Annotated in this window: 18 protein-coding genes, 3 tRNA genes and 1 pseudogene; 5 read left to right on the plus strand and 17 right to left on the minus strand. The window is 72.4% G+C overall.

What is annotated here, in order from left to right; all coding sequences use genetic code 11:
* Positions 1-2076 carry a bifunctional sugar phosphate isomerase/epimerase/4-hydroxyphenylpyruvate dioxygenase family protein gene (locus tag J5X75_RS45275; RefSeq protein WP_274383394.1) on the plus strand — a complete coding sequence of 692 codons (2076 nt, stop codon included), beginning with the start codon at positions 1-3 and terminating at the stop codon, positions 2074-2076.
* A gap of 1237 nt (positions 2077-3313) precedes the next feature.
* On the opposite strand, the gene J5X75_RS00065 is transcribed toward J5X75_RS45275, so the two are convergent.
* From J5X75_RS00065 to J5X75_RS00085, 5 genes are read right to left on the minus strand one after another with little or no spacing between them, the layout of a single operon-like run.
* Positions 3314-4396 carry a VWA domain-containing protein gene (locus tag J5X75_RS00065; protein ID WP_208465027.1) on the minus strand — a complete coding sequence of 361 codons (1083 nt, stop codon included), beginning with the start codon at positions 4394-4396 and terminating at the stop codon, positions 3314-3316.
* Positions 4396-5349 (minus strand): VWA domain-containing protein, encoded by a 954-nt coding sequence (locus J5X75_RS00070; RefSeq protein ID WP_208465029.1) that lies wholly within the window; start codon positions 5347-5349, stop codon positions 4396-4398. Before J5X75_RS00070 ends, J5X75_RS00065 begins: the two co-directional genes overlap by 1 nt.
* A complete protein-coding gene (locus J5X75_RS00075) occupies positions 5346-6230 on the minus strand; it encodes a DUF58 domain-containing protein (protein ID WP_208465031.1) in 885 nt (294 codons plus the stop codon). The genes J5X75_RS00070 and J5X75_RS00075 overlap by 4 nt, the downstream gene beginning before the upstream one ends.
* Positions 6227-7219, minus strand: coding sequence for an AAA family ATPase (locus J5X75_RS00080; RefSeq protein ID WP_208465032.1), 993 nt, complete (start codon positions 7217-7219; stop codon positions 6227-6229). Before J5X75_RS00080 ends, J5X75_RS00075 begins: the two co-directional genes overlap by 4 nt.
* 40 nt (positions 7220-7259) lie before the next feature.
* Positions 7260-8111 (minus strand): S1C family serine protease, encoded by an 852-nt coding sequence (locus J5X75_RS00085; protein WP_208465033.1) that lies wholly within the window; start codon positions 8109-8111, stop codon positions 7260-7262.
* Positions 8112-8291: 180 nt separating this feature from the next.
* Here J5X75_RS00085 and J5X75_RS00090 point away from each other — a divergent pair, with 180 nt between their 5' ends.
* Complete coding sequence (locus J5X75_RS00090) at positions 8292-10190, plus strand: acyl-CoA dehydrogenase family protein (RefSeq protein ID WP_208465034.1); 1899 nt, start codon at positions 8292-8294, stop codon at positions 10188-10190.
* 4 nt (positions 10191-10194) lie between these two features.
* Here the strand turns inward: J5X75_RS00090 and J5X75_RS00095 are convergent, their stop codons facing one another.
* Entirely contained in the window at positions 10195-11547 is a 1353-nt protein-coding gene (locus J5X75_RS00095) for an FAD-dependent oxidoreductase (protein ID WP_208465035.1), read from the minus strand.
* Positions 11548-11863: 316 nt separating this feature from the next.
* Here J5X75_RS00095 and J5X75_RS00100 point away from each other — a divergent pair, with 316 nt between their 5' ends.
* Positions 11864-12376 carry a phospholipase gene (locus J5X75_RS00100; RefSeq protein WP_208465036.1) on the plus strand — a complete coding sequence of 171 codons (513 nt, stop codon included), beginning with the start codon at positions 11864-11866 and terminating at the stop codon, positions 12374-12376.
* Between the two features lie 47 nt (positions 12377-12423).
* Here J5X75_RS00100 and aqpZ read toward each other — a convergent pair whose 3' ends face one another.
* The 5 genes from aqpZ to J5X75_RS00125 all read right to left on the minus strand — a co-directional run bounded on the left by aqpZ (position 12424) and on the right by J5X75_RS00125 (position 13824).
* Positions 12424-13185: an aquaporin Z gene (gene aqpZ / locus J5X75_RS00105; RefSeq protein WP_208465037.1), complete on the minus strand. Its 762-nt coding sequence runs from the start codon at positions 13183-13185 to the stop codon at positions 12424-12426.
* Between the two features lie 89 nt (positions 13186-13274).
* A tRNA-Val gene (locus J5X75_RS00110) sits at positions 13275-13349 on the minus strand.
* A 10-nt stretch (positions 13350-13359) separates the two neighbouring features.
* Positions 13360-13430, minus strand: a tRNA-Cys gene (locus tag J5X75_RS00115).
* Positions 13431-13469: 39 nt separating this feature from the next.
* A tRNA-Gly gene (locus tag J5X75_RS00120) sits at positions 13470-13541 on the minus strand.
* Between the two features lie 94 nt (positions 13542-13635).
* Positions 13636-13824, minus strand: a complete 189-nt coding sequence (locus tag J5X75_RS00125; protein ID WP_208465038.1) for a hypothetical protein — start codon at positions 13822-13824, stop codon at positions 13636-13638.
* A gap of 273 nt (positions 13825-14097) precedes the next feature.
* Between J5X75_RS00125 and J5X75_RS00130 the strand changes: the two genes are divergently transcribed.
* The gene (locus J5X75_RS00130; RefSeq protein WP_208465039.1) at positions 14098-14760 is read left to right on the plus strand and encodes a hypothetical protein; all 663 of its coding nucleotides are present in this window, start codon (positions 14098-14100) and stop codon (positions 14758-14760) included.
* A 41-nt stretch (positions 14761-14801) separates the two neighbouring features.
* Here the strand turns inward: J5X75_RS00130 and J5X75_RS00135 are convergent, their stop codons facing one another.
* The gene (locus tag J5X75_RS00135) at positions 14802-15224 is read right to left on the minus strand and encodes an acyl-CoA thioesterase (protein WP_208465041.1); all 423 of its coding nucleotides are present in this window, start codon (positions 15222-15224) and stop codon (positions 14802-14804) included.
* A 396-nt stretch (positions 15225-15620) separates the two neighbouring features.
* On the opposite strand from J5X75_RS00135, the pseudogene J5X75_RS00140 reads away from it, so the two are divergent.
* Positions 15621-17786 (plus strand): annotated as a pseudogene (locus J5X75_RS00140) (ATP-binding protein); the annotation flags it as partial.
* Positions 17787-18334: 548 nt separating this feature from the next.
* Here J5X75_RS00140 and J5X75_RS43830 read toward each other — a convergent pair.
* The 5 genes from J5X75_RS43830 to J5X75_RS00160 form a co-directional block, all read right to left on the minus strand.
* A complete protein-coding gene (locus J5X75_RS43830) occupies positions 18335-19426 on the minus strand; it encodes a dipeptidase (protein WP_307797870.1) in 1092 nt (363 codons plus the stop codon).
* Positions 19427-19516: 90 nt separating this feature from the next.
* Positions 19517-20677, minus strand: a complete 1161-nt coding sequence (locus J5X75_RS00145; protein ID WP_208465044.1) for an oxygenase MpaB family protein — start codon at positions 20675-20677, stop codon at positions 19517-19519.
* 40 nt (positions 20678-20717) lie between these two features.
* Complete coding sequence (gene metK / locus J5X75_RS00150; protein WP_208465045.1) at positions 20718-21908, minus strand: methionine adenosyltransferase; 1191 nt, start codon at positions 21906-21908, stop codon at positions 20718-20720.
* Positions 21905-22744, minus strand: a complete 840-nt coding sequence (locus tag J5X75_RS00155; RefSeq protein ID WP_208465046.1) for an SAM-dependent methyltransferase — start codon at positions 22742-22744, stop codon at positions 21905-21907. Before J5X75_RS00155 ends, metK begins: the two co-directional genes overlap by 4 nt.
* A gap of 26 nt (positions 22745-22770) precedes the next feature.
* On the minus strand, positions 22771-23931 hold the full coding sequence (locus J5X75_RS00160) for an FAD-dependent oxidoreductase (RefSeq protein ID WP_208465047.1): 1161 nt from the start codon (positions 23929-23931) through the stop codon (positions 22771-22773).
* Positions 23932-24083: the final 152 nt, after the last annotated feature.

A 24083-nucleotide genomic window follows, 5' to 3' on the forward strand; every position in this document is an offset into this window, starting at 1 on the left:
ATGCGCCGGTCGATCGCTACGGTTTGTGTATCCGGGACCCTCGACGACAAGCTGACGGCGGCCGCCGCCGCCGGATTCGACGGCATCGAGTTGTTCGAGAACGACCTCGTGGTGTCACCGTGGGCACCGGCGGAAATCCGGCGGCGCTGCGCCGACCTGGGCCTCACCATCGACCTGTACCAGCCGTTCCGCGACTTCGAGGCGGTGCCGGACGAGCTGCTCAAGGCCAACCTCGCGCGGGCCGAGCGCAAATTCGAGGTGATGGCCGAACTCGGAACCGACACCGTCCTCGTCTGCTCGTCGGTGTCCCCGGCCGCCGTCGCCGACGACGACCTGGCCGCCGCCCAGCTCGCCCTGCTGGCCGACCGCGCGGCGGAACACGGGATGCGGATCGCGTACGAGGCCCTGGCCTGGGGCCGCCACGTGTCCACGTGGGACCACTCGTGGCGGATCGTCCAGCGGGCCGCCCATCCCGCGCTCGGGCTCTGCCTCGACTCGTTCCACGTACTGTCCCGCGAGATCCCCCCGGACGGCATCGCCGCCATCACCCCCGGCAAGATCTTCTTCCTGCAGTTGGCCGACGCCCCACACCTGCGGATGGACGTTCTCCAGTGGAGCCGCCACCACCGTCTCTTCCCCGGCCAGGGCGCCTTCGACCTGCCCCACTTCCTCGACCTGGTCCTGGCCGCCGGCTACGACGGACCCCTCTCCCTGGAGGTCTTCAACGACGTCTTCCGCCAGTCGGATCCGGCCCGAACCGCAGTCGACGCGATGCGCTCCCTGACCCTCCTCGAAGACCGCCTGGCCACCCTCCCCACCACACCCCACACCGCCACCACCCCCAGCACCCCCGCACCCATCGTCTCCCCCACCCTCAGCACCCCGGCACCGCACACCGCCACCACCCTCAGCGCCCCCGCACCCCACGCCTCCCCCACCCCCGGCACCCCCGCACCCGTCGCCTCCCCCGACCTCGGCGCCCCCGCACCCCACGCATCCCCCACCCCCGGCACCCCCGCACCCGTCGCCTCCCCCGACCTCAGCGCCCCCGCACCCCACGCCTCCCTCGCGGACCGACCGGGCGTTCGCCGGCTTCCTCCCGCCCCGCGGCTGGCCGGACACGCCTTCACCGAGTTCGCCGTCGACGGGCGCTCGGGGCCCGAGCTGCGGTCCGCCCTGCGCGGACTCGGATTCGCACACACCGGTCAGCACCGCACCAAACCGGTCGAACTATGGGAACAGGGCGGCTGCCGGATCGTCCTGAACAGCGCCGTCACCCAGCCCGGCCCGGCCACCATCAGCGCCTTCGCGGTCACCTCCGAGAACCCACCGCTTTCCCTGGCCCGCGCCGAGGCGCTGTCTGCCCCCGCCCACCCCAACGTGCGCGAACCAGGCGAGGCCGAACTCGCCGCGATCACCGCCCCGGACGGCACCAGCGTCTTCGTCACCCACCCCGGCGACGACTGGCGCTCCGACTTCCTGCCCACCGGCACCGCGTCCGGCCCCGGCGGCGGGCTGCTCACCGTCGACCATCTCGGCCTTGCCCAGCCGTTCGACCACTTCGACGAGGCCGGGCTCTTCTACCACTCGGTGCTCGGCCTCGATCACCTTCCCACCGAGGAATACGCGGCACCGTACGGCCTGATGCGCTCCCGCGCCGTAGCCGATCCGCAGAGGACGGTCCGCGTCGCCCTGACCGTGGCCCTGCTCCGCCGCGGCGAATGGGCACCCGCCGTGTCCGACCCACAGCACGTGGCCTTCGCGACCGCCGACCTGATCACCACCGCCCGGTCCCTGAGCCTGCCGCCGCTGCCGGTCCCGGCGAACTACTACGCCGACCTGGCCGCCCGCTTCGGGCTCACCGACGACTTCGTGGCCACCCTTCGCGAGCACGGCATCCTCTACGACCGCGACCCCTCCGGCGGCGAACTGCTCCACCTCTACACCCCGGTCCTCGGCGGCCGCGTCTTCTTCGAAATCGTCGAACGCCGCACCGGCTACGACCGCTTCGGCGAACCCAACGCCCCCGTACGCATGGCCGCCCAACGCCACCGCCGCCTAACCACCGCCCCCTGATTCCCGCCCCACCTCACCCCACCGCCCCACCACCCACAGCCCTGCCCCACCACCCACCGCCCCGCCCCGCCCCTACCGCCCCGCCCACCACCTACCGCGCCCACCACCTACCGCGCCGCCCCTGCCACGCGACCACCACCCACCGCGCGCCCACCACCCACCGCGCCGCCCCTGCCACGCGACCACCACCCACCGCGCGCCCACCACCTACCGCGCTGCCCCTGCCGCCTATCGCCCCCGCTGCCCGCCGCAATCACCGCGCACCGCCTCACCACATCAAGCAACCCACAGCCGACGATCTTGGACGTTCTCCCACCCAATCCGGCAGCAAGACGCCCAAGATCTCGCCACCCCGGCACCCGGGCAGTCAAGCCGCCGCGCACCCGGGCAGCCGGGTAGCCGGACAGCTGGCGACCTTGGACGTTTTCCCACCCAACTCGGTGGCAAGACGCCCAAGATCTCGCCACCCCGGCACCCAGGCACTCAAGCAGCCGCGCACCCGAGCAGCCGGGTAGCCGGACAGCTGGCGACCTTGGACGTTTTCCCACCCGACTCGGTGGCAAGACGCCCAAGATCTCGCCACCCGGGCACCCGGCAGCCGAGCATCTGGCGACCTTGGACGATCTCCCACCCGATCCGGTGGCAAGACGCCCAAGATCTCGCCACCCCGGCACCCGGGCACTCAAGCAGCCGCGCACCCGGGCAGCCGGGCAGCCGGACAGCTGGGCAGCTGGGCAGCTGGGCAGCTGGGCAGCTGGCGACCTTGGACGATTTCCCACCCGATCCGGTAGCAAGACGCCCAAGATCCAGTTGCCCAAGCATCCCCAGCGCCCAGGCAGCCGCAGCCTGCGACCTTGGGCGATCGACCATCGAATCCGGTTGGAAATCGTCCAAGATCCGCGTGGGGAGGCCGTGCGACGAGACCCCGCGAGGAGGGTGGGCGGGGAGGGTGGGTGAGGAGGCCCCGCGCGAGGAGACCACGTGAGGAGAGTGGACGGGGCGGATGGGCGAGGAGACACCGCGTGAGGAGAGTGGACGGGGAGACCGCGGGAGGAGAGTGGACGGGGACACCGCGCGAGGAGAGTGGACGGAGACACCGCGCGAGGAGAGTGGACGGAGACACCGCGCGAGGAGAGTGGACGGAGACACCGCGCGAGGAGAGTGGGCGGGGAGACCGTGGGAGGAGAGTGGGCGGGGTGGGTGCGGTTGGGGGCGCTTTATGCCGTACCGGAAGGGGTCAAGGGCGACGGACCGCTGGGCCTCGATTCCACCAGAGGGAGAGGGTCACGCCGGTGACCACCAGGAGCGTGCCCAACAAGAGGAACCACGCGCTGATCTCGACGTCCCGCTTCGTGAGGCCGAATTCGCGGGGCAGGTCGGCGAGGACGTCGGTGAGTTGTTCGGCGTCCTCGGCTTTGAAGTAGCGGCCGCCGCTCATGTCGGCCACCCGGGTGAGCGCCTCCTCGTCGATCTCGCGGTTGCCGCCGCCCCGGCCGCCGCCGCCGAAGCCGCCTCCGCCGAAGCCTCCGCCGGTGAAGGCCGAGTCGCCGCTGACCTGGTCGGCGGTGCAGACCATCTGCTGGGGGTCGGTGGTGCCGAAGCCGATCGTGTAGACCCGCAGGTGGCGGGCGGCGGCCTGCTGGGCGGCGGTGACCGGGTCGACGCCGGTGGTGTTGGAGCCGTCGGTGAGGACGACGATGGTGTCCGGCTGGTAGTCGATGGGGGCGCCGTCGGGGGTGGTGGCCTCGGGCAGTTCGACGCCGGTGCCGGCCACCTCGGGGTTGATCTCGGCGATCGCGTCGATGGAGGTGAGGATGGCCTGGCCGATGGCGGTGCCGCGGCCGGTCTTGAGGTTTTCGATGGCCTCCAGCAGCGGGGCCTTGTCGGCGGTCGGCGCGACCAGCAGGCCGGCGATGCCGGAGAAGGCGACCAGGCCGATCCGGGTGTCGCCTTTCTGGGCTTCGACGAATTCGCGGGCCGCGTCGACGGCGACGGCCAGCCGGTTGGGGGCGATGTCGGTGTTGCACATCGAGCCGGAGACGTCGATGGCGAGCAGGATGGTGGTGTCGTTGGACGGCACGGTGACCGACGCCTGCGGCCGGGCCACGCCGCCGGCGAGGGCGACCAGTCCGGCCAGGAACAGGTAGACGGGGATCCGGCGGCGCCAGGCGGTGCGCCCGGGCAGGGCGGCGCGGATCAGCGCGATGCTGGAGACGGTGACCGCGGTCCGCTTCCGGCGCCGGTTCAGCCACCAGCGGGCGGCCAGCAGGAGCGGTACGGCCAGCACCGCCAGCAGCGCCCACGGCCAGCTCAGCGACATCAGATGATCCTTCCGTGCCAGCGGACGCCCAGCAGCCCGCCGAGGGTGAGGAGCAGCAGGGCCGCCGCGGCGAACGGCGCGGTGAGTTCGATCGGCTCCTTCTCGGTGGTGAGCCGCAGGTCGATCGAGCCGGTGCTGGCGGCGAGCGCGCCCGCGTCGCCGGCCGCGTAGTAGGTGCCGCCGGTGACCTGGGCGACCGTGGTCAGCAGGGTCTCGTCGAGGGCGGTGGCCAGTTGGAAGCCGTCCACCTCGACGGTGCCGCCTTTGGCGGTGCCGACGCCGACGGTCTGGATCCGCACTCCGGCGGCCGCGGCGAGTTCGGCGGCGGCCGGTACGTCGGGACCGCCGGTCTCCTCGCCGTCGGAGAAGACCACGATGGTGGCCGACGGCCAGTAGCCGAGGTCGGGCGCGGGACTGTTCTGTTCGGGCAGGCTGACCGGTTTGCCGGTGATGGTGCCGAGCGCGACCAGGATGGCCTTGCCGAGCGAGGTGCCGCCGCTGGGCGAGACGCGTTCGATGGCGGCGACGGCGGCCGCGTGGTCGTCGGTGGGCGCCTGGGTGAGCAGGGCTTCGCTGCCGAAGACCAGGACGCCGACGTCGACGCTGTCCGGCTGGTCCTCGACGAAGCCTTTCGCGGCCTGCTGGGCGGCGGCCAGCCGGCTCGGGGCGACGTCGCCGGCCGACATGCTGTTGGAGATGTCGAAGGCGAGCAGGACGGTGCCGGCGACCCGGGGTACGGAGACCTCGGCCTGTGGTCGGGCCAGGCCGATCAGCATGACCGGGAGGGCGGCGAGGATCAGCGCGTACGGCAGGTGCCGCCGTTTCGCCAGGGTGGTGAAGCCGGCCGCCGCCAGGGCCGCCGCGCGTCTCCTGGCGAGTCCGGCGTATCCGGCCACCGCCGCGACGGTCAGCAGGACGGCGACGGCGATCACGGCCGGGTAGAGGAAGGTCACCGGCGCCTCCGTCCGGAGCGGCGGACCATGTCGACCAGGCCGGCGAGCATGTCCTGGTCGGTGGTGATCCGGTGGGGGTCGACGGCGGCCCGGCGCATGGCTTCGGCGATCTCCCGTTCGCGGGTGCCGACCTGGTCGGTGAGGCGGGCGCGCAGCAGCGGGTCGCTGGTGTCGACGAGCAGTTGTTCGCCGGTCTCGGCGTCCTCGACGAGGATCAGGCCGAGGTCGGGCAGGTCCAGTTCGGCGGGGTCGACGACGCGGATGACGACGACCTCGTGGCGGTGGGCGAGCCGGGCGAGCGGCCGGTCCCAGCCGGGGTCGCCGATGAAGTCGGACATCACGAAGACGAGGCTGCGCCGTTTCGCCGTAGTCGCGGCGGCCAGCGCGAGCATCGCCGCAATATCAGTCGTTTTATCCGACTTTTTCAGGACATTTGAGGTCAGCTCACGTGCGATCCGCAGGATCTGATCCCGCCCGGTCCGCGGTGGGATCACCCGATGTGAACCATTGTCGAACAATATCGCCCCGACCCGGTTCCCCCCTTGGGAGATCAACCGCCCGATACCGATCGCCAGTTCGGCAGCGACCGATTCCTTACCCACACCCCCGCCGAAGCGCATCGACGCCGACCGGTCGATCACCAGCCAGGCCGTCATCTCACGGTCCTCGGTGTACAACCGCACGAACGGCTCGTCCACCCGCGCCGTCACGTTCCAGTCGATGTGCCGGACGTCGTCCTCGGGTGTGTAGGCCCGCAGGTCGGTGAAATCGAGCCCGCCCCCGTGCCACACGGTCCGGTAGGAACCCTGCAGGCGCCCGTCGAGGCGGCGCCCGAGCTTCCACTCGAGGCGCCGCAGCAGCCGATCGGGGGCCGTCGTCATCGAGTCCGGCCCGCCGGTTCCGGGAACGTCATGTTCGCCAGGATCTTGGCGATGACCAGATCCGCGGTCACCTCGTCGGAGAGCGCCTCGTAGGAGAGCACGAGCCGGTGCCGCAGCACGTCCAGGGCCAGGTCGCTGAGGTCCTCGGGCACCACGTACTCGCGGCCGCGGATGAAGGCCAGCGCCCGGGCGGCCAGCACCAGGCTGATCGAGGACCGCGGGCTGGCGCCGTAGGTGACGTACCGCGCCAGGTCGGTGAGCCCCACCCGGGCCGGGTCACGGGTGGCGTGCGCCAGGTTGACCGCGAACTCGATCAGCGACGGGTCGACGTAGACCCGGTCGACCTCGTCCTGGAGCCCGGTGAGGATCTCCGGGTCGATGATCGGCTGGATCGCGGCGGCCCGGCCCAGGGCCCGCTCGACCACCACGAACTCCTCGGTCACGCTCGGGTAGCCGACGACCACCTTCATCATGAACCGGTCGACCTGGGCCTCGGGCAGTGGATAGACGCCCTCGTTCTCGATCGGGTTCTGGGTGGCCATCACCAGGAACGGGCTGGGCAGCCGGTGGGTCTCCCGGCCGATGGTGACCTGGCGTTCCTGCATGGTCTCCAGCAGGGCGCTCTGCACCTTGGCGGGCGCCCGGTTGATCTCGTCGGCCAGCAGCAGGTTGGTGAAGACCGGACCGAGCTCGACCTGGAACTCACCGGTCCGCTGGTGGTAGATCCGGGTGCCGACGATGTCGGCGGGCACCAGGTCGGGGGTGAACTGCACCCGGTGGAAGTCGCCACCGATCGCCTCGGCCAGCGACTTCACGGCGAGCGTCTTGGCCAGGCCGGGCACGCCCTCGACCAGTATGTGCCCGCGGGCCAGCAGCGCCACGATCAGCCGTTCCAGCAGGTTGTCCTGGCCGACGATGGTCTTCTTGACCTCGTACAGCACCTTCTCGATCGGGCCGGCGGAGGCGGGCGGGGCGTCGGTCCAGCTCATTCGTCCTTCGCTTTCCATCATCAGAGGGGAGGTGACTGCATCAGAGGGGAGGTGACTGGCCGTCGCCCTCGCCGGTGCCGCCGAGCGCCGCCCCGATCGGCACGGCGAACCCGATGCCGATGAAGGTGCCGGCGCCGCTCGGGTTGGCCAGCGCGATCACGATCCCGATCACCTGCCCGCGGTCGTTGATCAACGGTCCACCCGAGTTGCCGGGGTTGACCGCCGCGTCGAACTGGATGAGGCCTTCGATGTCCTGTTCACCATCGTCGCCGTTCAGCTTCCGGTTCAGCCCGGAAACGACGCCGCTGGTGGTGCTGAAGACCAGCCCCAGCGGGTTGCCGATCGCCACCACGTCGTCGCCGACCGCCGCGCCGCCGCCGAGCACCGCCGGGACCAGCGTCTCCGGCAGTTTCTCCGGGGTGAGCATGGCGATGTCCCGGGACGGGTCGGCACTGCGCAGTCGCGCCGCGGCCTTGGTGCCGTCGGCGTAGGTGAGCGCGATCGTCTCGGCGCCGTCGACCACGTGCAGGGCGGTCAGGATGCTGCCGTCGGCGTTGGCGATCACGCCGGTGCCGCTGCCCGCCTCGGCACGGGCCCGCGAGTCGTGCCCGGTGGTCTCGATGACCACCACCGACGGGGTGAGTGTCTGGTGGATCTGCGCCACGGTGAGGGGCGCGTCCGAGGCGGACGGCGCGGCCGACGGGGCGGTCGCGGCGGGCGTGCCGTCATCGACCCCACCGCGTACGGCCACGAGCACCGTGATCGCCACGGCCCACGCCACGACCGCCCCGATGAGGATCTTGCGGCGCAGATCAGCGGTGTTCCATCGGCTCGTCCGCTCCTCCGGAGGGGGTTCCGGTGCCTCGGCGCCCTCCGCGCGGAGCACCGTCATCACGGCACGACCGCCACACTCAGCATTTCTCGACCCTAGAAGCCATTCCTAAGAATTTGCCAAGAGAGTGCCCATGGTTTCCGGTACGCGAGATCACCCATAAGCTCCCGAAGCGGACGTTGTCGGGAGTTCCCTATCGGGGTGACCCGCGAGTAACGTGTTTCGCCGAGGGGGAATGCCATGAGCACGACTCAGCGCAAAACCACCGACGTCTCCGAGAAGCAGGCCCGCCAGACCGCGGAGGCCGCCCGCGAGTCCGCGTGGACCCGCCCCAGCTTCGGCAAGGAGCTGTTCCTCGGCCGGTTTCGGCTCGACCTGATCGACCCGCCGCCCGCGGCGGGGCCCCGGCCCGAGTTCCTGGACCGGCTGGAGGAGTTCCTGCGGTCCGGAGTGGACGGCGCCCGCATCGAGCGGGAGGCGCGGATCCCCGACGAGGTCTTCCACGGCCTCGCCCGGCTGGGCGCCTTCGGCATGAAGATCGACGAGGAGTTCGGCGGCCTAGGCCTGTCCAACCTGCACTACTGCAAGGCGCTGACCATGACCGGCTCGGTGAGCGCCTCGGTGGCCGCGCTGCTCTCCGCGCACCAGTCGATCGGTGTGCCGCAGCCGCTCAAGCTGTTCGGCTCCGAGGCGCAGAAGCGGGCGTTCCTGCCCCGGCTGGCGGCCGGCGAGGTGTCCGCGTTCCTGCTCACCGAACCGGACGTCGGCTCCGACCCGGCGCGGCTGGGCACGGTGGCCGAGCCGGTGGAGGGCGGCTTCCGGCTCAACGGGGTGAAACTGTGGGCCACCAACGGCACGGTCGCCACTCTGCTGGTGGTGATGGCCCGGGTCCCGGAGAAGGGGATCACCGCGTTCGTGGTGGAGGGCGACGCGCCGGGCATCACCGTCGAGCGGCGCAACGCGTTCCTCGGGCTGCGCGGCCTGGAGAACAGCGTGACCCGTTTCCACGACGTGTTCGTGCCGGCGGAGAACGTGATCGGCGGCCTCGGCAAGGGTCTGCGGATCGCGCTGACCACGCTGAACACCGGCCGGCTGTCGCTGCCGGCGATGTGCGTCGGCGCCGGAAAACGGGCGCTGGCGATCGCCCGCGAGTGGTCGGCCGACCGCGTCCAGTGGGGCCGCCCGGTCGGTGACCACGAGGCGGTGGCCAAGAAGATCGCCTTCATCGCCGCCACGACGTACGCCATGGAGTCCATGCTGGACCTCTGCTGCCGAATCGCCGACGACCACCGCAACGACATCCGGATCGAGGCCGCCCTGGTCAAGCTGTTCGCCAGCGAGATGGCGTGGCTGGTGGCCGACGAGCTGATCCAGATCCGCGGCGGCCGCGGTTACGAGACGGCCGACTCGCTGGACGCCCGCGGCGAGCGGGCCGCCGAGGCCGAGCAGATCCTCCGTGACCTGCGGATCAACCGGATCTTCGAGGGCTCGACCGAGATCATGCATCTGCTCATCGCCCGGGAAGCGGTCGACGCGCACCTGTCGGTGGCCGGCGACATCATCGACCCGGACGCCGATCTGGCCCGCAAGGCCCGCGCCGGGGCGCGAGCCGGGGCGTTCTACGCACGCTGGCTGCCCACGCTCACGGTCGGTCCGGGTCAGAAACCTTCGGCGTACGGGGAATTCGGGCCCCTGGCGCACCATCTGCGGTGGGTGGAACGCACCTCGCGACGGCTGGCCCGGTCCACCTTCTACGCGATGTCCCGCTGGCAGGGCCGGATGGAGCGCAAGCAGGCGTTCCTGGGCCGGATCGTGGACATCGGCGCCGAACTGTTCGCGATGGCCGCCGTGGTCTCCCGCGCGCACGCCGAGCGCGACGACCGTCCCGCCGGCCGGGAGCTGGCCGACCTGTTCTGCCGGCAGGCGCGGCTGCGGGCCGAGGCGCATCTGGCCGCCCTGTGGGACAACACCGACGCCCTGGACGCGAAGGCCGCCGAGCGGGTGCTCGGCGGCCGGTACGCGTTCCTGGAGGAGGGTGTGATCCACCCGGAATCGGACAAGCCCTGGGTGGCGGCGTGGGAGCCCGGCGCCGGCACCGCCGAGGACGTCCGCCGCCGGATCCCTCCGCCGGCCGGCTAGGGCCTCAGCCGCGCGAGATGGCGGTCATCTCGTCGCGGTCGACGACCTTGATCCGCTTGCGGCCGTGCGGCTCGCCGAGCGCGATCTCGTACGCGTCCAGGAGCTGCCAGCCGGCCCAGGTGGTGATCGGCAGGCCGCGCTGCTCCAGGTAGGCGATCGGGGCGTCCGGGTCGCCCTCTGGGGCGAGCGGCAGCCGGCCCTGCTCCTGGTCCTCCAGGAGGCTGGCGACCGTCTCGCCGGAGCAGCCCTTGGTGTGGCCGATCAGGCCGACCGGGCCACGCTTGATCCAGCCGGCCACGTAGGTGCCGGGGACGTGCTCGCCGTCGAGGTCGATGACCCGGCCGGCGGCGTGCGGGATGGTGCCGGTCGTGGTGTCGAACGGCAGGTCCGGCAGCGCGCTGCTGAGGTAGCCGACCGCACGGTAGACGGCCTGCACGTCCCAGTCGGTGAACTCGCCGGTGCCGCGCACCCAGCCGTCGCCGGTCAGCTCCTGGGTCTCGGTACGCAGGCCGACGACCTTGCCGTTCTCGCCGAGCACCTCGACCGGGGCCTGGAGGAAGTACAGGTGCAGGCGGCGCGGCCGGTCCCGCGGGTCGCGGACGGCCCAGTTCTGGAGGATGTCCACGCACATCTTGATGTGCCGGGTCTGGCGCATCGCCTCGAGGCTGGCCTCGTCGAACTCGATGCCCTCGGGGTGGACGATCACCTCGACGTTCGGCGAGTGGTCCAGCTCGCGCAGCTCCTGCGGGGTGAACTTGACCTGGCCTGGGCCGCGGCGGGAGAACAGGTGCACGTCGGTGACCGGGCTGGACTTGAGCGCCTGGTAGACGTTGTCCGGGATCTCGGTGACCAGCAGTTCGTCGGCGGTCTTGGCGAGGATCCGGGCGACGTCGATGGCCACGTTGCCGGCGCCGATGACGGCGACCTCCTTGGCCTCCAGCGGCCAGTCGCGCGGCACGTCCGGGTGGCCGTTGAACCAGGAGGCGAAGTCGGCGCCGCCGAAGCTGCCCTGGAGGTCGATGCCCGGGATGTCGAGGGACCGGTCCTTCTCCGCGCCGGTGGAGATCACCGTGGCGTCGTAGAAGCGGTTCAGCTCCTCCGGCTTGACGTCGACGCCGTACGAGACGTTGCCGATGAACCGGATCCGGGGGTTGTCCAGGATCCGGAAGAGCGCGTTGACGATCTCCTTGATCCGTGGGTGGTCCGGGGCCACGCCGTACCGGATGAGACCGTAGGGGGTCGGCAGCTTGTCGAAGATGTCGACGGTGACCGTCTCCGATGCCTTGATCAGATGGTCGGCGGCGTAGATACCGGCCGGGCCGGCTCCGATGACGGCAACTCGCAGGGGGCGGTTCATGGTCGCTTCCTAACTCGCGCTTCGATTCCGTCAGCCAAGATCGACGGCAGGCCGAAACGACTTTAAAACCTCAACCTAGGTTGAGATCAATGCCGCCTCCCTCGACAAAGCGGGCAAAGCGGACTTAGGGTACCCTCATGCAGGGCTCTGACCTGGGAAAACATTCACTTCTGTGTAACGGGTCTCCCTGTTCACCCGTGAGACGCCCCCCTGAACCCCCGGTCATCGGCTTCTGGGGTTCCCGGCCGGCGCCGCATCGAGCCTTACTGATCTGGCGTTACCGATCGGTAGCCCCGCCCACCCTGAGGAGCCCTCGATGACCCGCGTCCACCCCCTCCGTGCGCTGCTCGCCACGGTCGCCTCCGTGACCGCCCTGCTCGGCGTGACGACCCCGGCGTACGCCGTCACCCCCGCCGAGAAGCTCCAGGTCCTCGCCTCCTTCACGCAGAACAGCGCGGACTCCTACAACAGCTGGAACGCCGCCCGGCAGAACCAGGCCGCCTGGGCCGCCTACGGGTTCGACTGGGAGACCAACTACTGCACGGCCAGCCCCGACAAGCCGCTCGGTTTCGACTTCACCATCGCCTGCCAGCGGCACGACTTCGGGTACGGCAACTACGAGGCGGTGGGCGCCTTCTCCGCCAACAAGTCCCGCCTCGACGACGCCTTCTACGGCGACCTCAAGCGCAAATGCGCCACCTACTCCGCCGCCGTCCGCCCCGCCTGCAACAGCCTGGCCTGGACCTACTACGAGGCCGTGGTCGTCTTCGGCTCGACCGCCGCGGTCGACCCCGCCGACATCGAGTCCGCCCGGGCCCTGATCGACTGAACCCGCCCACACCCGGCACCGCCGAGCAGCGCCCCGACGGGCGTTGCTCAGGCGCCGGTGGCGCTCTCCAGGGAAGCGGACGGCTCGTTCTGCCCGAGCAGCAGCCCGTAGGCGAACCCCGCGATGAGGCCACCGGCGAGCGGCGCGACGATGAACAGCCACAGCTGACCGACGGCGTCGCCACCCGCGAACAGCGCCGGGCCGATCGATCGGGCCGGGTTCACCGAGGTGTTCGTCACCGGAATGCTGATCAGGTGGATCAGTGTGAGGCCGAGACCGATCGCGATCGGCGCGAAACCGCGCGGCGCCCGGGTGTCCGTCGCACCCAGGATGACGAACAGGAACACCGCGGTCAGCAGGACCTCCGCGATCAGTGCGGCGAGCAGCGAGTAGCCACCGGGTGAGCGGTCGCCGTACCCGTTGGTCGCGAAGCCCGATTCGACGGCGTCGAACCCCGGCCGGCCGGACGCGATGACGTACAGCACGCCGGCGCCGGCGATCGCCGCGACGACCTGGGTCACGATGTAGGCCGGTGTGTCCCGCCAGCGGAACTGGCCGGCCGCCGCCAGACCGACGGTCACCGCCGGGTTGAAATGGCCGCCCGAGATGTGCCCGACGGCGTACGCCATCGTCATCACGGTCAGTCCGAACGCGAACGCCACTCCGAGAAAGCCGATGCCGAGTTGCACGTCGGCGGGGCTGAGGAACACGGCGGCGAGTACGGCCGAGCCGCAGCCACCGAAGACCAGCCAGAAGGTGCCGAGGAACTCAGCGGCGATTCGCTTGCGCATCGGCGCGGGCGTGGACATGTCGTCAGGCTGCCACGACACGGCGGCACGTGAAGCGTTTCCGCCGCCTGTCACACCCGGGGCCGACAGGGTTCGCGTGATGCAAAGAATGGTGGGCGATACTGGGATCGAACCAGTGACCTCTTCCGTGTCAAGGAAGCGCGCTCCCGCTGCGCCAATCGCCCTGGTGATGCGAGGTGGAGACGGGATTTGAACCCGTGTACACGGCTTTGCAGGCCGTTGCCTCGCCTCTCGGCCACTCCACCGTGGCGGCCGATGCAAATGATCAGCAACAGCCTTCTCCGAGCGGAAGACGGGATTCGAACCCGCGACCCTCACCTTGGCAAGGTGATGCGCTACCACTGCGCCACTTCCGCGTGCCGCGCCGGTTTCCCTGGCGACGGATGAAACCTTAGCCGAGCCACCGGGGAGATGCCAAAGCGCCCCCCGGTTTTCGCCGCGTGGCGCTGGTCAGCGGTTCTCGCCGAGCAGCCGGCGGACCTCGGCGACCAGCTCGGCCTGGAACGCCGCGACACTGCCGTCGACGACGCCGATCCGGTAGTCGTCGCCGGTCTCCGGATGGTGGGCGCGCTGCCGGTCGCGCAGTCCGGCCGAGCCGTCGGCGTGACCGGCGGCGTACGCCTCGAACGCTTCTTCCATGGGGGCCTCCTCGAACACGCGCGACAATCTCGCACGCCCGGGTGCGCCGCAATACCGGTCACCCGTCGGAGCGGGCCGGACCGATCGGCAGTGGCACGTCGACCGGATGCCGGTGGGCGGACGGCCGCCCCGGAGAGCCGTGGTCGTCCGAACGGATCCGCGGCCCCCTGCCGGTCACGTGGCGGACTGACAGTCATCCCTCAATCACGGCACAGGCTCCGCACAAGCCGGCTCCGCACGATGGACGCCGGGACCAGCCGAGGAGCCACGAAGATGACATTGAAAGAACCGATCAACCCGGACGCCGAGGCGGCCACCGAGGCCGTCGACCCGTGGGCCGAACCCGCCGGTCAGCGGACCGCCCCGGACGAGCCGTCCACCGCGGTGGACGTCAAGCCGGCCGAGGCTCAGAAGGCCGCCGTCCAGCCGGCCGAGGCCGAGGAGGTCCCGGTCCAGCCGGTCGAGCATGTGGCGCCGTCGGGCGGCGCCGCGCCGCCCAGCCCGTTCCCGCCCGGCCCGCCGGTTCCGCCGCCGGCCGCGCCGCCGGCGGAGGGCCGGTTCCGCCGGAGCCCGAAGCTGGTGCTGATCGCCGCCGTGCTGATCACCGCCATCGCCAGCTCCGGGGTCACGGCCGGCGTGATGACGGCGATCGACCGGGACACCGCTCCGGCCGCCACCCGGCAGGACGGCGCCGGGCAGCGCGGGCCCGGCATGCGCGGCGGTGGCGGTATGCGGGGTGGCGGCGGATTCCCGGGCGGCGGCCAACAAGGCTCCGGCAACACCGGCAACACCGGCAACACCGGCGGCCCGCAAGGCTCCGGCAACACCGGCGGCCCGCAAGGCTCCGGCAACACCAGCGGCCCGCAAGGATCCGGCGACACCAGCGGCCAGCAGGGCTCCGGAGGCGCCGGCAGCACGCAGGGAAGCGGAACCTGACCGACGGCACGCGGCGGCGGTGGGTGACCGCCGCCGCCGTGTCAGACGCCGAGCCAGGACGGGTCGGTGGCCAGCTCCCGCAGCCGCCCGGCCGGGTCGTCGACCAGCCGCCGGGTCGTCCGGTCCATCAGGCCGGCCACCCCGGTCACCTGGGCCACCGGCACCCCGTCGGCCCGGGTGTACTCCTGCTCGACCCGGAACGTCTTGCCGTCGCCCCAGACGAACCGGCAGGTCACGTCCACCTCGTCGCCGGCCCGCAGCTCTTTCAGGTAGCGGATCGTGGTCTCCAGCACCACCGGCCCGACACCGGCGCGGACCAGCACGTCGGGGCCCACCCCGGCGGCCAGGAAGCACTGCCAGCGGGCGTGCTCGCCGTACTGGAGATAGACCGCCTGATTGACGTGGCCCTGGAGATCGAGCTCGTAACCGCGGACCGCGACGCGTACCTGGAAGACGTCAGCCATCACCCGATCCTGGCACACCCCGGCGGCACGGGATCAAGAACGACATAGACGCTGACGATTCCCAGCCCTAGGCTGAGCCGGCGCGAGGACGGTGTCCGAGGGGGTGTGGTGCGGTTCCGGCTGCTGGGCCCGGTGGAGGCATCCGAGGGGGCACGGATCGTCGCGCTCGGCGCACTGAAACAGCGGCATCTGCTGGCCGCGCTGCTGTTCGACGGCGGGCATCCGGTCACCTTCGAGACGCTGATCGACCGGCTCTGGGGCGACGCGCCGCCGGCCGACGCCCGCGGGGCGCTCTACGGCTATGTGGCCCGGTTGCGCCGGGTGGTCAAGGACAGCACCGGTGTCACCCTGGTCCGCTGGTCCGGCGGCTACACGTTGCAGGTGCCGGACGGCGCGGTGGACCTGTTCCGGTTCCGTGAGCTGCTCGAGTCGGCCCGGTCCGCCCGGCCCGGCGACCGGCTCGCCGCACTGGACGAGGCGCTCGGGCTGTGGCGTGGCGAGGCGCTGGCCGGGCTGCCCGGCGAGTGGGCCCGGTTGACCCGGGAGAGCCTGGGGCAGCAGCGGCTCGCGGCGCTGGCCGACTGGGCGGCGGCCGCGGTGGCGGGTGGCCGGCCCGCCGAGGCGGTCGACCGGCTGGCCGCGGCGCTGACCCGGGACCCGCTGTGCGAGCCGCTGATCGCGGCCATGATGCGCGCGTTGCACGCCTCCGGTCGTACCGTGGAGGCTCTTGATCTTTTTGCCCGGTCGCGCAACCGGATCGTCGATGAGCTGGGCGCGGAACCCGGGCGGCTGTTGCGCGAAGCGCACACCGCCATCCTGCGCTCACCCGCCGCGTCCGTTCCGGAGCGGTCCGGGCCCGTGCCGGCGGAGGCGGCCGGGGGGCCGTTCCTGCTGCCTCCGGACCTGCCCGACTACACCGGTTTCGGCGAGCGGGTGGCCGAGACCGTGGCGGCGTTGCGGGCGCCCCGGGCCAGCCCGGTGGTGGTGGTCTCCGGGCCGGGCGGCGCCGGGAAGACCGCGTTCGCGGTGCATGTGGCGCACGCCGTCCGGGACCACTACCCGGACGGGCTGTTCTTCCTGGACGTCGGCGGCGCCGACCCGCTGGAGCCGGCCGAGGCGCTGAGCCGCCTGTTGCGCATGCTCGGCGTCACCGACGCGGACGCGCAGGGCAATCCGGATCTGCGCGAGCGTGAGGCGCGCTACCGGGCCGAACTGGCCGGCCGCCGGGTGCTGGTGGTCGTCGACGACGCGGTCCGGGCACGGCAGGTCCATCCGTTCCTGCCCGGGGACGCCGGTTCGGCCCTGCTGGTGACCAGCCGGTTCCGGCTCGGCACGGTGCCCGCCACCAGCCGGGTCGAGCTGGGCATGATGTCGCTGGGCGAGGCGTGGGCGCTGCTCACCCGGGTGATCGGCGCGGCCCGGACGGACGCCGATCCGGAGCAGACCGCCCGCCTCATCGGGTTGTGCGCGCGGCTGCCGCTGGCCGTCCGGGTGGCCGGCGCCCGGCTGGTGGCCCGGCCGCACTGGGCGGTGGCCCAGCTCGCCGACCGGCTCGACGACGAGCGCCGCCGGCTGGACGAGCTGGCCGTCGACGACATGGAGGTCCGGGCCGGGCTGGCCGTCGGCTACCGCGGGCTGACCCCGCGGGCCCAGGCCGCCTTCCGGGCGCTGGGCGGCCTGGATCCGCCGTCACTGACCGCGCTCACCGTGGCGGCGCTGCTCGGCACCGGTCTGGACGAGGCCGGCGACCTGGTCGAGGAGATCACCGACGCGCGGCTGCTCGACGTCATCGGCACGGACGGGTCGTGCATCCGCTACCGCATGCACGACCTGGTCCGCCTGTACGCCGGTGAGCTGAGCCGGGCCGAACCGGAGTCCGCGCGGGCGACCGTGACCGGGGCGCTGGCCGCGCTGCTGCGCCTGGTGGAGCGCCTGGCCGAGCAGCTTCCGGTGGCCACCCCGCGGCTCTACCACCCGTCGGGTCTGCCGGAGCCGCCCGCGCACTGGACCGCCACCATCGACCGGGTGGACCTGCACTGCTGGTTCACCCACGAGGAGCCGGCTCTGATCGCCGCGGTGGAGCGGGCCGCCGCGCTGGACCTGGTCGAGCCGGCGTGCGGGCTGGCCGACGCGCTGGTGTTCGCGTCGTTCGCGGCCCGGAACAACTTCGACGGCTGGGAGCGTACGCACACCGCCGTCAGCGTGGCCGCCCGCCGGGCCGGGAACCGTCTCGCCGAGGCCGCCATGGAGTGCGGCATCGGCCAGTTGCGCTACGCCCAGGACCGGTTTCCGGAGTCGCGGGAGCACTTCTCGCGGGCGGCCGGGCTGTTCGAGGCGGCCGGGCACGACCGTGGCCAGGCGGTGGCGCTGAACGGCCTCGGCACCGTGGGCCGGGAGCTGGGCGAGCACACCACCGCGCTGCCGCAGATCAACCGGGCCCGGGAGATGCTGGACCGGCTGGGTGACGACGCCGGGGTGGCGCACGCCTACTACAGCCTCGGGTTCGCGCACCGGGAGCTGGGCCACGACACGGTCGCGCTGGGCCATTTCGCGTCCGCCCTGGAGCGGTACCGGCGGATCGGTCACCGGCGCGGCGAGCTGATCTCGATCCGCGGCATCGGCCTGGTGCACCGGGCCCGCGGCGAGCTGGCCGAGGCGGCCGAGCACTGTGCGTCGGCGCACGCGATCGCCACCGCGATCGGCGATCCGCACCTGGCCGCCTACACGGCGCAGGCGCTGGCGAAGGTGTGGATCCGGCAGGGCGATCCGGAGCGGGGCCGGGATCCGCTGCGGACCGCGCTGGCCGCCACCACCGGGCGGCGCGACGGGTACGGGACGGCGCTGGTCACCCGTACCCTCGGTGAGCTGCACCTGGCGGCCGGGCGGCCGGCCGAGGCGATCGGGCTGCTGGAGTCGGCCGCCGAGCAGTGGCGGGCCATCGGGATGGAGCTGGGGTGGGCGCGGACGCTGCGGGATCTGGGCGCCGCGCGCCGCGTGGCCGGCGATCACGACGCCGCACACCGGGACTGGGCGGCGGCCGGGGAGATCTTTCAGGAGCTGGGCGTACGGGAGCGCACCGAACTGACCGGGTGGCGTGCCCTGTTCGGCTGTCACTGCCCGCCGGAGACCGTCTCGGCGTCCCGCATCACCCGCAGCACGTTGCCGCCGGCCAGCGCCGCCAGGTCCGCGTCGGACCAGCGGCGCGCCGCCAGTTCCCCGAACAACCGGGGGTAGCCGGACACGTCGTCGAGCCCGGCCGGCATGTCGCCGCAGCCGTCGAAGTCGCCGCCGATGCCGACGTGCTCGATCCCGGCCACCTCACGGACGTGGTCGACGTGGTCGGCCACCTGCTCCACCGACACCGGCGGGGGCGGTCCGTCCGGCTGCCGCTCCCAGGCCCACCGGTCGGCGGACAGGAACGCCGGGACGAACGTCACCATGCACACGCCGCCGTTGCCGGGCAGGCGGGTCAGCACGTCGTCGGGCACGTTGCGGGGGTGGCCGCAGAGCGCCCGCGCCGACGAATGGCTGAAGATCACCGGTGCGGCGCCGGTGTCCAGGGCGTCGTGCATGGTGCGGTCCGCGACATGGGACAGATCGACGAGCATGCCGATCCGGTTCATCTCGGCGATCACCTCACGGCCGAAGTCGCTCAGGCCACCCAGCCGGGGTACGTCGGTGGCGCTGTCCGCCCAGGCGACGTTCTGGTTGTGGGTCAGGGTCAGATACCGTACGCCCAGCTCGGCCAGCATGCGCAGGACGGCGAGCGAGTCGCAGATGCTGTGGCCGCCCTCGGCCCCGATCAGCCCGGCGATGCGCCCGGCCCGGAAGGCCGCCTCCACCTGGTCCGCGGTCCGTGCCAGGGCCAGCCGGCCGGAGTGCAGCCGGGTCATCTCGTGGACGAGGTCGATCTGCTGGAGGGTGCGCACCACGGCGGCGGCCGGTGGCAGGTCGCCGGGCACGTAGACCGACCAGAACTGGGCGCCGACCCGTCCGGCGGTCAGCCGCGGCAGATCGGTGCGGGTCCGTGGATGCGGCTGGTCCAGGGCGAACTTCTCCAGCTCGGCCGGGGAGACCGGGCCTCCGGCCAGGGTGCGCAGCGCGTCCGGCAGATCGTTGTGCCCGTCGATCAGTGGGTACGCGCTGAGCAGGCGGGCGATTCGGTCGCCCCCGTCACGAGCAGACTCGTCGATCGGCCACACCCGCGGTCACACCCCATCCGAAGCCGTGTCTCGTCCCGGCGCCGTGGTGAGACTGTCACGGGTGTCTGCCGGTTTTCTGGCACGTTTCTGTCAGCCCGGCGGGAGGGTGGCGCCCCAGCGGCGGAACTGGGCCCGCGCCTGCCGCTCGGAGCGGGCCAGCAGCCGGGCGCGGCCACCGGGCAGCCGGCCGAGACCCTGGCTGACCAGCAGGTTCGCGGCGAGGCGGGCGAGGCCGTACCACGGCGGCCGGTAGGGCAGGCCGAGGTCGCGCAGGGCGGCCCGGCCGAGCAGCCAGCAGCTCACCGACAGGGCCCGCTCCCGCTCGTAGCGGCGCCGCCAGCCGGTCGTCACGTCGTCGGTCATGGCGATGAGCGCGCGGGCGAGGGCGACGCTGTTGGCGTCCGGCGGCGGATCGTGGGACAGGAAGTGGTAGAGCAGCCGCCGGCCCCGCCGCTCGGTGTGCGGGAGCCAGTCCTCGTCGACGCCCATCAGCCAGCCGATGTAGCTCCACAGGTGCATCACCGCGTCGGCGTCGGCGCGGGACACCCGGACCCCCAGCAGCCGCAGGTGCAGCAGGAAGCTGGTGCTGAAGACGCCGAGGGTGCTGGCCTGGTCGTACTGGTTGACGGGCACGCCGCGCCGTTCCCGGTCCCATGCCGGATCGTCCTCCAGGCGGGCGTTGACCAGCGCGTGCATGACCCGGACGTGCAGGGTGAGCCGGTAGCCTTCGGCGCCCGGCTCCAGGCCGCCCGGCGCGGTGACCGCGCGCCACCAGATCGAGGTCTCCCGGATCCGGCGCAGCGTCTCGCCACCGGTCAGCCGCCCGGTCCGCACCAGCGGCTCCAGCGCGGCCGCGGTGCGGTAGCCGCCGAGCAGCGACCCGTACGCCAGGACCAGGCCGGCGTCCATGCCGAAGGTCCGGCACGCCTCGGCGCCGCGGGCCAGCAGCGTGTCGTCCACCCAGGACGGCCGCTGCCCGACCGCGTCGTAGAAGGCCCGGAGCGGCTCCGGCACGTCACCGCCCGGGCCGGCGGCGAGCGCCCGGTGCAGCTCGTTCGGCCGCACCGCCCGGATCAGCGCGGCGGCGAGTTCGTCGCGGCGCGTCAGGCCGGCGCCGAGCGCGGCCAGTTCCGCCCCGGTGGGGTCCGCTCCCGGGCCGGCGACCAGGCGCAGCGGGCGGGCCGCCCGCTGCGCCCACTCCCGGTCGGCGCCGAACCGGGTGGGCACCCGCGGATCCGCGTGCGTCGTCATGAACCGACGATAAGTGAATCCGGATTCGCACGCTACCGGCTCAGGCCGCGGCCGCCTTGAGGTCCGCGGCCCGGTCGGTGCGCTCCCAGGTGAACTCGGGCAGCTCCCGGCCGAAGTGGCCGTAGGCGGCGGTGCCGACGTAGATCGGGCGGCGCAGGCCGAGATCCCGGCAGATCGCGGCCGGGCGCAGGTCGAACACCTCGCCGACGGCCTTCTCGATCCGTTCCGGCGGCACGTTCTCGGTGCCGAACGTCTCCACCGACAGGCTCACCGGGCGGGCCGTGCCGATCGCGTACGCCACCTGCACCTCGCAGCTCGCCGCCAGCCCGGCGGCCACCACGTTCTTGGCGACCCAGCGCATCGCGTACGCCGCGGACCGGTCCACCTTGGACGGGTCCTTGCCGGAGAACGCGCCGCCGCCGTGCCGGGCGTAGCCGCCGTAGGTGTCCACGATGATCTTCCGGCCGGTCAGGCCGGCGTCACCCATCGGGCCGCCGACCTCGAAGCGCCCGGTCGGGTTGACCAGCAGCCGGTAGCCGTCGACGTCCAGCCCGAGACCCTCCAGCTCCGGCTCGATCACGTGCTCGCGCACGTCCGGGGTGAGCAGGCCGTCCAGCGAGACGCCGGCCGCGTGCTGGCTGGACACCACGACGGTGTGCAGCCGCACCGGGCGGCGGCCGGCGTACTCGACGGTGATCTGGGTCTTGCCGTCCGGCCGCAGGTAGGACATCGTGCCGTCGCGGCGGACCTGGGCGAGGCGGCGGGCCAGCCGGTGCGCCAGGGCGATCGGCAGCGGCATCAGCTCGGGCGTCTGGTCGCAGGCGAAGCCGAACATCAGACCCTGGTCGCCGGCGCCCTGGGCGTCCAGCGGGTCGTCACCGTCCCCGGCACGCTGTTCCAGCGCCCGGTCGACGCCCCGGGCGATGTCCGGTGACTGGGTGCCGATCGCGACGTTCACCCCGCAGGTGGCGCCGTCGAAACCCTTGTACGACGAGTCGTACCCGATGTCCAGCAGGGTCGAGCGGACCACCGCCGGGATGTCGACCCACGCCTGGGTGGCCACCTCGCCGGCCACGTGGACCTGCCCGGTGGTGATCAGTGTCTCGACCGCGACGCGGGACGCCGGGTCACCGGCCAGCATGCAGTCCAGGATGGCGTCGCTGATCTGGTCGGCGATCTTGTCGGGGTGTCCCTCGGTCACCGATTCGGAGGTGAACAGATGTGTTCTCACCGGTCCGCGCCCTCCTGGACGGCGTCCACCAGCCACAGCCGGGCGTCGCCCATCACCGCGACGTCGGCGATCGGCGGGATGTCGCGGCCGTTGCGTTTGGCGATCTCCGCCTGCCCGGTGATCCGGCCGCGCCAGCCGTGCCCGGCCAGCCAGGCGACCGGGTCCTCCACCGACGACTGCCAGGAGGCGGCGGTGGCGGCGAGCCGGTTGTGCGCCGGCTTCATCCGCGGGTGCTCGCTGTACGCCTGGTTCACGTGCTCGATCGCCAGCCTGCTGCCGGTGCCGCTGAGGGCGCCGATCCGGGCCAGCAGGAGGTCGTTGTCCGCCTCGGTGAGGTAGACCATCAGGCCCTCGACCAGCCATGCGGTGGGCAGGTCCGGGTCGAAGCCGGCGTCCCGCAGCGCGTCCGGCCAGTCCTCGCGCAGGTCGGCCGGCACCGGCACCCGTTCGCAGGACGGCACCGCGCCCCGCTTGGCCAGCACCTCGTTCTTGAAGCTGAGCAGGTCCGGCAGGTCGACCTCGAAGACCTTGGTGCCGTCCGGCCACAGCATCCGGTACGCGCGGCTGTCCAGCCCCGCGGCGAGCAGCACCACCTGCCGGATGCCGTCGTCGAGCGCCGCGGTGAGGTAGTCGTCGAAATACCGGGTACGCAGCACGAAGTGATCCTCGACGAGCATTCCGGCCCGGCTCAGGTTGCCGATCCAGCCGGCCGCGGCGGCGAGCGGTCCGGCGTACTGGTCGATGAACATCCGGTCCCGGCGGCGGCCCTCGCGTGCCCGGGCCTGCGCGATCAGGACGGCGGTCCGGCTGACTCCGGTGGGGGTGGGCGGGTGCATGGGTGTCCTCCTAGAAGACGCGGGAGTTAGAAGTCGACGCGCATGGTCAGCTGGTACGTCTTGTGCCGCACCAGCCGGTCGAACGTCAGGCGCATGAAGGCGTCCCGGAACAGGCAGGCCGGCAGGCTGTGCCAGCGGGTGAACTCGCCGTTGGCCCGGGACCGGTTCGCGATCCGCCGCACCCGGTCGGCGCGGCGCCGCTCGTACCCGGCCGGCCCGGAGCCGTCGGCGAGGCACTGGGCGAGCACCACGGCGTCCTCGATGGACTGCCCGGCGCCCTGCCCGAGGTTGAAGGTCATCGGGTGGGCGGCGTCGCCGAGCAGGGTGACCCGGCCGGTGCTCCACCGGTCGACCGGCGGGCGGTGGAAGATGTGGGCCGGGACGATGCCCTCCTCGCCGGTGGCCTCGATCAGGTCGGTGATCGGGGCCGGCCAGCCGGCGAACTCGTCCAGCAGCAGCTGCCGGCGACCGCCGCCGACCCCGGACCGGCGGCGGACCCGGCGGTCGCCCAGGATGCCGTCCCAGTAGACCCGGCCGTCGGTGAGCCGGTAGTACACGAACCACCGGCCCCGGCCCCAGGTGCTGACGAACGCGTGGTCGCGCACGCTCGGCAGGCCGGTGGCGATCACGCCCTGGAAGGCGGTGAAGCCGGCGTAGACCGGCGGCGGCTCGTACGGCATGAGCGCGGCCCGGACCCCCGACCGCAGCCCGTCCGCCCCGACCAGCAGCCCGGCCCGGACCGTGCGCCCGCCGCCGAACCGCACGGTCACCCCGTCGTCGTCCTCGGTGTGACCGGCGTAGGGCTGGCCGAGCACCACGTCGCCGCCGGCCGCGTCGAGCAGCATCCGGTGCAGGGCCGGGCGGCTCACCGAGTAGACCGGGGCGCCGGTGCGGGCGGCGCCCTCGTCGAGCGGCCAGTCGGCGAGGTTGGGGCCGTACCAGGTCCAGAACTGGTGCCGGGACAGCTCGTACCCGATCTTGGCGATCTCCTCGCCCAGACCCAGCGCGCGCAGCGCCAGCACCGCGTTGTGCCAGAGCACCAGCCCGTGTCCGGCCTGCGCCCGGCTCAGCTCGGCGGCTCGTTCGTAGACGGTGACCGGGATCCCGGCCCGGCGCAGCGCCACCGCGGCGGCGAGCCCACCGATGCCGGCGCCGGCGATGACCACCTTGGGGGTGCGCTCGTTCATTTCGCCGACGCTAGGAGCCGGTCCGTGGGAACGTCTTCCACCAGGCGGCGGAGCCGGTCATCCGTGCGCCGGAGACGGCATTTCCGACCGGCGGCGGAAGACCGCTCAGCGCCGTTGCGGCCAGGCTGATGCCCCATGCCACTGTCAAACGG

Source organism: Actinoplanes flavus, assembly GCF_017592555.1.
GTDB lineage: Bacteria > Actinomycetota > Actinomycetes > Mycobacteriales > Micromonosporaceae > Actinoplanes > Actinoplanes flavus.

Bases quoted from the DNA above. Each gene is read 5' to 3' on its own strand.
- J5X75_RS00145 (WP_208465044.1), bottom strand. From the start codon at position 20,677: ATGACGACGCACGCGGATCCGCGGGTGCCCACCCGGTTCGGCGCCGAC.
- J5X75_RS00085 (WP_208465033.1), bottom strand. From the start codon at position 8,111: ATGACGGTGCTCCGCGCGGAGGGCGCCGAGGCACCGGAACCCCCTCCG.
- J5X75_RS00160 (WP_208465047.1), bottom strand. From the start codon at position 23,931: ATGAACGAGCGCACCCCCAAGGTGGTCATCGCCGGCGCCGGCATCGGT.
- J5X75_RS00125 (WP_208465038.1), bottom strand. From the start codon at position 13,824: ATGGAAGAAGCGTTCGAGGCGTACGCCGCCGGTCACGCCGACGGCTCG.
- J5X75_RS00100 (WP_208465036.1), top strand. From the start codon at position 11,864: ATGACCCGCGTCCACCCCCTCCGTGCGCTGCTCGCCACGGTCGCCTCC.
- J5X75_RS00090 (WP_208465034.1), top strand. From the start codon at position 8,292: ATGAGCACGACTCAGCGCAAAACCACCGACGTCTCCGAGAAGCAGGCC.
- J5X75_RS00130 (WP_208465039.1), top strand. From the start codon at position 14,098: ATGACATTGAAAGAACCGATCAACCCGGACGCCGAGGCGGCCACCGAG.
- J5X75_RS00155 (WP_208465046.1), bottom strand. From the start codon at position 22,744: ATGCACCCGCCCACCCCCACCGGAGTCAGCCGGACCGCCGTCCTGATC.
- J5X75_RS00065 (WP_208465027.1), bottom strand. From the start codon at position 4,396: ATGTCGCTGAGCTGGCCGTGGGCGCTGCTGGCGGTGCTGGCCGTACCG.
- J5X75_RS00135 (WP_208465041.1), bottom strand. From the start codon at position 15,224: ATGGCTGACGTCTTCCAGGTACGCGTCGCGGTCCGCGGTTACGAGCTC.
- aqpZ (WP_208465037.1), bottom strand. From the start codon at position 13,185: ATGTCCACGCCCGCGCCGATGCGCAAGCGAATCGCCGCTGAGTTCCTC.
- J5X75_RS45275 (WP_274383394.1), top strand. From the start codon at position 1: ATGCGCCGGTCGATCGCTACGGTTTGTGTATCCGGGACCCTCGACGAC.
- J5X75_RS00095 (WP_208465035.1), bottom strand. From the start codon at position 11,547: ATGAACCGCCCCCTGCGAGTTGCCGTCATCGGAGCCGGCCCGGCCGGT.
- J5X75_RS00075 (WP_208465031.1), bottom strand. From the start codon at position 6,230: ATGACGACGGCCCCCGATCGGCTGCTGCGGCGCCTCGAGTGGAAGCTC.
- J5X75_RS00080 (WP_208465032.1), bottom strand. From the start codon at position 7,219: ATGAGCTGGACCGACGCCCCGCCCGCCTCCGCCGGCCCGATCGAGAAG.